The sequence below is a fragment of the Pseudoalteromonas sp. SG45-5 genome (genome assembly GCF_014164085.1).
In the GTDB taxonomy this organism is placed as follows: Bacteria; Pseudomonadota; Gammaproteobacteria; order Enterobacterales; family Alteromonadaceae; genus Pseudoalteromonas; species Pseudoalteromonas aliena.
In genome coordinates, this window is record NZ_JACJEM010000095.1 from 1 (window position 1) to 7,893 (window position 7,893).

Genomic DNA, 7,893 nt, shown 5'->3' on the forward strand with positions numbered 1-7,893 from the left:
GTTATGGACTTATAATAATGAACGCCCTAACATGGGCATAGGTGGGATAACACCCATACAAAAACTGGAAAAGTTAAACAACGGAAATTCTACAGATAGCCTCCATTAAAAATGGGGGGATTACCTCTTTACCTCTGGATCACTTGGGTTTTTCCATTTTTCACAACTAATCTTGTTTTTATTCCTTAACCAAACACTTATTAAAGTTGCATCGACAGCATTTTGTAAAAGCTCTCGGATACAGGCAAATTTTGAAGCATAAAGGTTACTTCCTTGTAGTAACTTAATTGCTTGTTCACTATCCAGTTTAAATTGAGGCCTTTCCCCTTCAGACAGTACTTGCTGCTGCCCACTAAGTTTCACCTGTATATTCCCTAAAGTAGGTAATAAACCAAAGCTCCTGCTAGGTGCTATTTCTTGCCAAAGGCTCATTTGCGCCTGAGTTTCTTGCTTTAACCATTCAAACCACTTATAAGATTCAAGGTAACTATCAACACTACTGCACTCTGCCGTAACCTCAATCCTATCTTTGTCTATGCGCAAATGCCTAATAGCAGCATGTTTATCTTCATGAGCCTTACTTAATGATGGTCTGCTATCACCAGCAATCTTTTTCATTACAGGACAAAAACGGTTGTCATCTAAATCCAACAAATCGCCAATTCTTAGCATGCAGGCAACAAATCTTGGGTGGCAATCTTCTTGTCCCAGTCCTGCCTCTTTATAAGGTAAGCCATTTTCACCAACAATCTCTTTAAAATTAGCCCCATGTAATGCACAAATTTGCCCAAGTATTCTGAAAAGCCTCTTAGGGATCAGCTCAGTTCTTGGGGAAGATATACCAGCGGATTCCCAAGGAGTATTTACCGTTTGCTCAGCTCTATTGGCATGTTTTCTTCTGAACCATTCAGCCATTAGCTGTCGGAAATTATCAGTGGCCTCAATGGGCGATCCCATGAATTGAAAGCTATCTATCAGATTTTCATTATTAAAATTTGAGCAAAACTCATTTAAATGATGATTTTTATCTGTAACTATGGAATCAATATAGTGACGAAAATCAGGATCACTAAAAGCTTCTTTTAGGTCATTTTGCGGAACTACCATACCTATATCATGCCAATAAGCAGACTCTAAGATAAGCCATGTATCTGTAGCTGTTAAATTAGCTATATTTTCTTTACCTAAGATTCTTTCGATATTTATTAAAATTTGTTTGCTATGAGATTCATCATGGCGGCTGAAGTGTGGGAAAAGACTACCAATACTCTGTAAAGCTTTTGGGATTATTTTTTGATCAAATCCCCATTGGTTCACTAATAAACTTAAATCGGAATGTTCAGTTCCTTTTGTTTTTAAGTGTTCAATTAATAAATCTGCCACTTTAAATATCCTTCTTATTATGTGATTTAAAGCCTAAAGTTAGGCCTCACTTTCGCTATATACGATAATCAACAACTTAATTTTCAAAAGTTAATAGCTTAAATTACTGCCTCTTATCATGCTTTTTTAACCTAGCCCTAGTTTCTTTTAAGTAATTTATATAAGGATATGAGTCGTCTGCAATCGCTAAAGCAGATTCCATCTTTTCAAGCGCTTGGCGAGTATCACCCTGCATTTCATAGCCATAAGATAAGGCTGAAAACGCATCGACTGATTTTGGGTGGTTTTTTATATTGTACTTAAACACCTCAATAGCACGGGCAAATTGCTTGCTGCCCGTTAAGTTATAACCGAGTGATCTAACAGCGCGATCCGGTGGCGCAATCTGCTCGCCCCATTGTTGAGATAAGTTTTGATAATAAGCATCAATAGAGGCTACATCGTCAGTTAAATCACTTATGGGCATTTGTTTAGGCAAAAATAAGTTGTGGTAGGCATTAAATGAGCCTGCAACGGAAGTCAGGTTATGCGAGACACCATCAAACGCATCACTAAAGAAGCGTAGCTCTCGCACTTTATACGATTGCAGTGATTGCTGTAATTCATCGTACCTTTCGCGCATTATTCCGGCTTCTTCGCCGATATTGATGTAAACATAACTGTTAAGCTCTTTCGTTTTAGCTATAAACGATTTTGTACTTTTTACCGATGCGCCATAGTTCCACCAAACCGCAGGGCTATACGCAATATGCGCTTGGAATAACTCAGGATTTGCCTGCAACGCATATAGCGCAAATACACCACCAGCAGATGCGCCAGCAATCACTTTATAATTATGCGTACGATAATTCTTATTAACTAAAGGAATGAGCTCTTGCTCAAAGAACGTCAAAAACTTTGCCGCGCCGCCCCCTTCACCGACAGGCCCTTGTGGCTCTTTATTCACTGTAGGATAGAAATCTCTGAGTCGATTAGTGCTTTCAATAGCGACAATAATAACCTCGGGCGCACGATTATCATTTTGTAAGCGCTCAATAACAGCACTGGCAAGCGGTATATTACCCGCGCCATCTAAGCGATATATAACAGGATATACCTTGTTTGGCTCAGATTGATAGCTCTTAGGTAACTGAACGACAACTGTGCGTTCTTCGTTTAAAACAGCCGATTTAATAGTGTGCGTGTGCTGGGAGTAATCTGTACTTTGGTGTTTCGTATCCGATTGTGCAAAGACGCTGTGTGAACTAAAAGTAAAAAAACTAACAAAACACAAAGCGGTGAGTAAGCGCATAACCAATCCTTTGATAATAATAACTTACTTAAGTTAACAAAGTTTCAGGAACAAAAAAAGGTGCATAATGCACCTTTTTAACTTTAGCGAATAAATTTCAACCTATTGATTTTACTCAACCGTAACCGATTTAGCTAAGTTACGTGGTTGGTCAACGTCAGTGCCTTTAATTACCGCTACGTAGTACGACAGTAACTGTAATGGCAAGGTATAAACAATTGGCGCAATAATGTCGTCAGTGTGGTTTACGTTGATTACACGCATTGTGTCGTCTGATGCAAAAGCTGAATCTTTATCTGCGAATACGTAAATAATGCCGCCACGTGCGCGTACTTCTTCTACGTTTGATTTAAGCTTTTCTAGCAATTCGTTATTAGGTGCTACAACAATAATTGGCATGTCGGCATCAATAAGCGCTAGTGGGCCATGTTTTAGCTCGCCCGCTGCGTAGGCTTCTGCATGAATGTACGAAATTTCTTTAAGTTTAAGCGCGCCTTCCATTGCAATTGGGTATTGCGAGCCACGACCTAAAAATAATGAATGGTGCTTGTCGGCAAACTCTTCTGCAAGATCTGCAATGCCATCAGCGAGTAGTAATGTTTCTTCTAACTTAGCTGGAAGTACTTTAATTGCATTTACAATTGCGCTTTGATCAAGACCTTTTTCTTGCGCGATAGACGCAGTAAGCATTAACAAACCAACTAATTGCGTAGTAAACGCTTTTGTTGAAGCAACGCCAATTTCAGCGCCCGCTTTGGTCATAAAGGCGAGATCTGATTCACGTACAAGTGATGAACCAGGTACGTTACAAATGGTCATTGAAGCCATGTAACCTTGCTGTTTAGCTAGGCGTAATGCGGCTAGCGTATCGGCTGTTTCACCCGATTGAGAAATAGTAACAAGTAGGCTGTTTTCATGAACAAACGACTGACGGTATCTAAATTCAGAAGCTATTTCTACATTACAGCTAACACCCGCAAACTGCTCAAGCCAGTAACGTGCAACCATACCTGAATGGTAAGACGTACCGCAGGCAATAATTTGTACGTGTTTTACATCTTTAAATATTTGTTGAGCGCTGTCGCCAAAGGCATCAATTGCTACGCGATCGTCGTTTAAACGCCCTTCAAGCGTGTTACGTACTGCAAGTGGCTGCTCGTAAATTTCTTTTAGCATGTAGTGGCGGTAATCGCCTTTGCCTGATGCATCTTGCGTAATGTTTGATTCAATCACTTCACGCTCGACGGCGTTACCGTTTGCATCAAAAATTTCTACTGTGTCACGTGTAATACGCGCTACATCGCCTTCTTCTAAAAAGATGAAGCTGCGAGTAACAGGTAATAATGCAAGTTGGTCAGAGGCAATAAAGTTTTCACCAAGGCCTAAACCAATAACAAGTGGGCTGCCTGAGCGCGCTACAATGATTTCGTTGTCGTTGTCTTTATCAAATACAACGGTACCAAAAGCGCCTTCAAACTGTTTTACAGCAGCTTGAACAGAGGCTAACAATGTAGTGTGTTGTTGGCGTAATTGATGAATTAAATGCACCATAACTTCGGTATCGGTGTCTGATAAAAATTCATAGCCGTCACCTTTAAGCGCAGCACGTAAGCTTGCATGGTTTTCAATAATACCATTGTGGACAAGTGCAAGCTGGCTATTTGAAACATGTGGATGTGCATTGGCTTCTGTTACGCTACCGTGTGTTGCCCAGCGAGTGTGTGCAATACCTGTATGACCGCTAACACCTGCTTGTTCAAGAGCAGCTTCTACGTTAACTACTTTACCGACTGCTTTTACCGTATTAAGTGTATTGCCATCAAGCAAGGCTACGCCTGCTGAATCGTAACCACGGTATTCAAGGCGTTTAAGGCCTTCAACTAAAATTTTATTTACTGGACGTTCTGCAACTGCCCCAACTATTCCACACATAGTGTCTCCTTTAATTTTTTAAATACTTGCTACTAAGTAGCTATTGTATAATCTCTGCGCAAATTAGTTTTACACCACACGCCTCAATTGCTTTGCGTTTATCGTCAGCTAAGCCGTTGTCGGTTATTAATGTGGTTACTATTTTCCACGGTAATTCTAAATTTGGTATTTTTCGGCCAATCTTGTCAGATTCAACCATTACGATTACTTCACGTGCCGCTTTTGCCATAACTTGGCTCAAACCCACCAGCTCATTAAAAGTGGTTGTGCCACGTTTTACATCTATGCCATCAGCACCAATAAATAGCTGATCGAAGTCGTAAGAGCATAATACATTTTCGGCAACTTGCCCCTGAAACGACTCAGAATGCGGGTCCCATGTTCCACCGGTCATCAAAAGTGTTGGTTCGTTTTCGAGTGCTAACAAACGACTAGCCACTTTAATAGCATTTGTCATAACAACGAGCCCACGCTTATTTGCAAGCTCGGGGATCATCGCAGCAGTAGTGCGTCCGCTATCTATAATAATGCGGTTATGATCTTTTATAAGGGCGGCTGCTGCTTTTGCTATTGCGACTTTGCGCTTTGAGTCTATTTCATCGCTAACAATCTCTTTAGGCAGAGCAATAGCACCGCCATAACGGCGCAGTAATAAGCCACTTTTTTCAAGCGCGGTTAAATCTTTTCGAATGGTTACTTCGGAGGTTTGAAACTGCTGTGCTAACTTTTCAACCACGACTTCTCCTAGCTCATTAACCTGAACCAAGATATTGTGACGACGTTGTTGTGTGTTTCGTTTAGTCATAAATTAAGTTTCGTTTCGAAAGTTATTGGATTTTAAACGAAATAAGTTAAATGACAAGTGAATGAATGAAATTAAAGCAGCTTTAATCAAATAATAATAAAGGTAGAATGCCATAAGCTTTATTTTAAAAGAAACCACATGCAAGTATTTACTAGTTTAAACAAAGAATATTTAGCGCTGCGCAAACAAACTGGCGACACCTGCCGCCTATTTAATAAAAGTCCGAGCAAAGGCAACTTAAAACGTATTAGAGAGTTATTTTTAGAATGTGGTGAAGGCGTTATAATTGAAGCTGGTTTTCACTGCGATTACGGCAATCAAATTACTATTGGTGATCGTACTTTTATAAACATTAATTGCACTGTATTAGATGCACCAATTAATGAAGGTGCAATAACGATTGGCAGTGACTGCTTAATTGGCCCTAATGTTCAAATTTTAACTGTGTCCCACGCATTAAGCCCTGCTCAGCGTTTAAATAAAGAAAACTTTGCAGCACCAATAACTATAGGTAATAACGTATGGATTGGCGCGGGAGCTATTGTTTTAGCAGGTATTACCATTGGCGATAATAGCGTGATTGGTGCCGGCTCGGTGGTCACCAAAGACGTAACCGCTAATACCGTGGTTGCAGGAAATCCAGCACAAAAAATACGTAACATTTAATAGTCATACAATCTTTATGACGAAAAGTTAATACTGTGTTATTTTTAGTTTAACAAAAATGCAACTCGTACTTAGTGATGTTTCTAAATATTGTTTTTATTATATTTTTACTTTTTTCTTATCCGGTATCGGCAAGTGTTTGTGAGCAAAATAAATCGGTTGATATAACGAGTGATATTTTAACCTGCAAACAAAAAATCAGTAAACTCAAGCCACACTCAACTGCATCATTTGAGGCTAAATTAGAATTAGCTGTACTGTATAGACAAGCTGGTGATTTAGCCTTAGCAAACTCAGAGCTTGAGCAACTACTTAGCCAAAGTTTAAGTATTTCACAGCAATATCATGTAACGCGACAACTCGGTATTAATGCATACAGGCAAAGAGGTTATATTCAATCTCTTACTTATTTTCATAAAACACAAAAGCTTGCTACGCAGTTAAAAAACTTAAGTTATGAAGGTCAAACATCGAATGATCTTGCTAATGTATATCAAGCGCTTGGGGATTTAGACACCGCTTTAACTTTATTTTTAAACAGTTACGACATTGCTAAGCAATTAAACGACTTAAAACGCCAAGCCGTTACTTTAAATAATTTAGGTAATATATCGCGAGATATTAATCAATTAGATGATGCTATCGTGTCATTTCGACAAGCACATTTACTACATACACAACTTGGCAATCAAACAAAGGCAAACCATACGCTGATAAGCTTAGCTGAAGTGTTTTTTAAAAAGTTACAGTTTGATAAAGCTATAAACCTTATAAACACAACGCTCACGCAGTTAAATAATAGTGGTGCGCATACTCAAGCTTCACGCGCCTACTTACTACTCGCTGAAATCGCTTTAGCTCAAAATAAACTTAATGAGGCACATAAATGGCTAGCAACACAAAAACGTACCCGTAGTCTTATTCAAAATGACAAAGTCGACCAACGGGCGCTATTAATAGAAGCAAAACTAAAACAACTAGAAGGTAATGACACTGAAGCACAAGTGTTATTAAAACAAGGGTTAGCTAAAAACCACAATCAAAACAGCCAACTAACAGAGTTATTTTACATCGCACTCGCTCAATCACAACAGCAATCAAAACAATACCGTGATGCACTAAGTACGCTTGAAGATTACAATACAATGTTACGCCAAAATCGAGCTGATACGGCCAATCTATACCAGCTACGCTTGAAGCAAGCCGATATTCTCCCAAATAAGCCACAACATAACTATTTAACTCTTTATAATATATTAGCGGTATTTAGTGCCTTTATAGTAGGCGTGTTGCTCAGCTATAAATATTTAGCACAAACAAGCAAACCTCTAAATACAGTGAACAACGCCGCCCCCAACGAAGCTATCGACACAGAGCAAGACACTCGCCAATTAATTGTAGAAGTCATGACGCTATCGCTGAGTATTTGGGAACAAACAAGCTCAAAAACAAGAATTGAGCTAGCAGAAGAAAGTAAAATGTGGAAAGTAAACATTGATGATGGTCGGCTGCGGGTGCGAACCTTAGAGCGTTATTTAGCGATTAAAACACTGCCTAAAAAACCTCGCTGGCATAATATAATAAAAACCGCACATTATGTTATTAACCACTGCAACGAAGAACATGAAGATATACATAAACTAAAGCAACAAATACAAAAGCTTGAAATACTTGCTAAAGCCTCACCTCACTATTTAACCTGAACTCTGGTTAAGAGATTTACTAACATATTGAATCATGGTGATATTTAAATTTATTTTCTCTAGCCAAAGATTTTCAGTGAAAACAAGGCGAATTTACGCGTCAATAGCTGGCC

The 7,893-nt window shown here is 39.1% G+C and carries 6 protein-coding genes; 2 read left to right on the forward strand and 4 right to left on the reverse strand.

The annotated features are described in order from the left end of the window. Window positions 1–120 precede the first annotated feature (120 nt). From H5119_RS19455 to H5119_RS19470, 4 genes are all read right to left on the reverse strand, one after another. Window positions 121–1,383 carry an ATP-binding protein gene (locus H5119_RS19455; protein WP_182703412.1) on the reverse strand — a complete coding sequence of 421 codons (1,263 nt, stop codon included), beginning with the start codon at window positions 1,381–1,383 and terminating at the stop codon, window positions 121–123. A gap of 103 nt (window positions 1,384–1,486) precedes the next feature. Further along, a complete protein-coding gene (locus H5119_RS19460) occupies window positions 1,487–2,674 on the reverse strand; it encodes an alpha/beta hydrolase-fold protein (RefSeq protein ID WP_182703413.1) in 1,188 nt (395 codons plus the stop codon). 111 nt (window positions 2,675–2,785) lie between these two features. Beyond that, window positions 2,786–4,606 (reverse strand): glutamine--fructose-6-phosphate transaminase (isomerizing), encoded by a 1,821-nt coding sequence (gene glmS / locus H5119_RS19465; protein ID WP_182703414.1) that lies wholly within the window; start codon window positions 4,604–4,606, stop codon window positions 2,786–2,788. 40 nt (window positions 4,607–4,646) lie between these two features. Beyond that, window positions 4,647–5,411 carry a DeoR/GlpR family DNA-binding transcription regulator gene (locus H5119_RS19470; RefSeq protein ID WP_077536480.1) on the reverse strand — a complete coding sequence of 255 codons (765 nt, stop codon included), beginning with the start codon at window positions 5,409–5,411 and terminating at the stop codon, window positions 4,647–4,649. 138 nt (window positions 5,412–5,549) lie between these two features. On the opposite strand from H5119_RS19470, the gene H5119_RS19475 reads away from it, so the two are divergent. Both H5119_RS19475 and H5119_RS19480 read left to right on the forward strand, forming a co-directional pair. Continuing rightward, window positions 5,550–6,077 (forward strand): sugar O-acetyltransferase, encoded by a 528-nt coding sequence (locus tag H5119_RS19475; RefSeq protein ID WP_138585209.1) that lies wholly within the window; start codon window positions 5,550–5,552, stop codon window positions 6,075–6,077. A 77-nt stretch (window positions 6,078–6,154) separates the two neighbouring features. Next, entirely contained in the window at window positions 6,155–7,780 is a 1,626-nt protein-coding gene (locus tag H5119_RS19480; protein ID WP_182703415.1) for a tetratricopeptide repeat protein, read from the forward strand. Window positions 7,781–7,893: the final 113 nt, after the last annotated feature.

Excerpts from the sequence above, each read along its gene's own strand:
- H5119_RS19460 (WP_182703413.1), bottom strand. The coding sequence starts at position 2,674 with ATGCGCTTACTCACCGCTTTGTGTTTTGTTAGTTTTTTTACTTTTAGT.
- glmS (WP_182703414.1), bottom strand. The coding sequence starts at position 4,606 with ATGTGTGGAATAGTTGGGGCAGTTGCAGAACGTCCAGTAAATAAAATT.
- H5119_RS19470 (WP_077536480.1), bottom strand. The coding sequence starts at position 5,411 with ATGACTAAACGAAACACACAACAACGTCGTCACAATATCTTGGTTCAG.
- H5119_RS19475 (WP_138585209.1), top strand. The coding sequence starts at position 5,550 with ATGCAAGTATTTACTAGTTTAAACAAAGAATATTTAGCGCTGCGCAAA.
- H5119_RS19480 (WP_182703415.1), top strand. The coding sequence starts at position 6,155 with ATGTTTCTAAATATTGTTTTTATTATATTTTTACTTTTTTCTTATCCG.